The organism is Desulfovibrio sp. 1214_IL3152 (assembly GCF_036763055.1).
In the GTDB taxonomy this organism is placed as follows: Bacteria; Desulfobacterota; Desulfovibrionia; order Desulfovibrionales; family Desulfovibrionaceae; genus Desulfovibrio.
In genome coordinates this window covers 1-1,714 of the sequence record NZ_JBAIYW010000321.1, presented here as the reverse complement: position 1 = coordinate 1,714, position 1,714 = coordinate 1, and the positions used below count along the sequence as shown (strand labels likewise).

Here is a 1,714-nt window from a genome sequence, read left to right as displayed (position 1 = left end):
AAAAATGCAGGACAGGGTGGAAGACCTGAGCGGGAAAACCGGCTGGCCCGGACTTGTGGACGCCGTGCAGGGGCTGGACGCCATGATTACGCCGGATACGGGAACCATGCATCTGGCCGCGCGGCTCGGCGTGCCTGTGCTGGCTTTTTTTCTGTCCTCAGCCCTGGCGCATGAAACCGGGCCTTACGGGCAGGGGCATCTTGTCTGGCAGGCGTCGCGGGCATGCGCTCCCTGTCTGGAAACAGCTCCATGCCCTTATGATGTGGCCTGCCTTGAGCCTTTCCGTGGTCAGGATCTGCTGCGCTCACTGACGCTTGCCCTCACCGGGGATGCGCGGCGTGCGGCACTTCCCGACGGCTTACAGTTGTGGCGCAGTCATGTGGATAACCTTGGCACGGTGTTGTGTCTGGAATCGGGGCAAGACCCGCATGCCGCCAAGCGCATGCGGGTGCGGGAATATCTTGCCTCTTTTTTGCGGCTGCCCCGGCCATGTCCGGCTTCTGTGCCGTCCCCTGTCATGGCTGGTAGCGCAGTGGGATGCTCTCCGGGCGCGGCCGGTGACGAAGAAATTGACCAATGGCTGTGCGGTGATACGGACTGGATGCTGCCGCCGCAACTATACCGCTGATGTGGAGAACACACTGATGTCCACGGCTCCTCTGAGAATACTGGTTGTTTTGCCCATGTACGGCGGTTCGTTGCCCGTGGGCAGGTACTGCGCGCGCGCTCTTGAACAGATGGGCCATAATGTGCGCGCCTTTGAGGCCCCGCTCATGTTTTCGGCCTTTACGGGTTTGCAGGCGCTTGGCCTGCCTCCGGCGCAGACAGCGCAACTGGAGAACTCTTTTCTTCAGGTGGTGGGTCAGGCCATCTGGGCGCAGGTGCAGGCGCAGGAGCCGCATCTGGTGCTGGCTATGGCCCAGGCTCCTTTGGGGCGCGGTCTTTTGCAGCGCTTGCGCCGTGCCGGGGTGCGCACGGCCATGTGGTTTGTGGAAGACCACAGCGTGTTTCAGTACTGGCGGGCCTATGCACCGTTGTATGACGTGTTTGCCATCATACAGAAGCAGCCCTTCATGGACCTTCTGGCCGCGGCAGGGCAAAAAAACTTTCTGTATCTGCCCCTTGCCGCGCAGCCGGATTTTCATGCCCCCACAGAGCTGACACCGGAGCAACGACGCGAATACGGCGCGGATCTGGGCTTTCTTGGGGCAGGTTATCCTAACCGCAGGCTGGCCTTTCGTCCTCTGGCGGGGCGCGACCTGAAGATATGGGGATCGGACTGGGACGGAGAGGGGCTGCTGGCGGCCCATGTGCAGCGCGGCGGCGCGCGCATCGGTGAAGAAGAGAGTGTGCGGATATACAATGCCACCAAGGTCAATCTTAACCTGCACTCCAGCCTGCAAACAGCGGAACTGGTGAGCCGTGGCGATTTCGTCAATCCGCGCACCTTTGAACTGGCCGCCATGAACGCTTTTCAGTTGCTGGACGAGCGCAGCCTGCTGCCGGAACTTTTTGCGCCGGACGAGTTAGTTACCTTTGCGTGCATTGAAGAATTTTATGCAAAAATAGAGTATTTTCTTGCCCACCCCGAAGAGCGGGCCGCCTACGCAAGCCGCGCACGTGCGCGGGTGTTGCGCGACCATACCTACGGGCATCGTATGCAGACCCTGCTTGACTTTGTGGCCGAACGCCTTGGTCCCTGGGCGCAAGAGGC

Annotated in this window: 2 protein-coding genes; both read left to right on the top strand. The window is 61.0% G+C overall.

The features are described 5' to 3' along the window. Positions 1-628: glycosyltransferase family 9 protein (locus V6C07_RS06905; RefSeq protein ID WP_333535618.1), on the top strand; the 628-nt coding region annotated here is incomplete at its 5' end. A 16-nt stretch (positions 629-644) separates the two neighbouring features. Next, positions 645-1,714, top strand: a 1,070-nt coding sequence (locus V6C07_RS06900; protein ID WP_333535616.1) for a CgeB family protein, incomplete at its 3' end; no start/stop codon positions are given.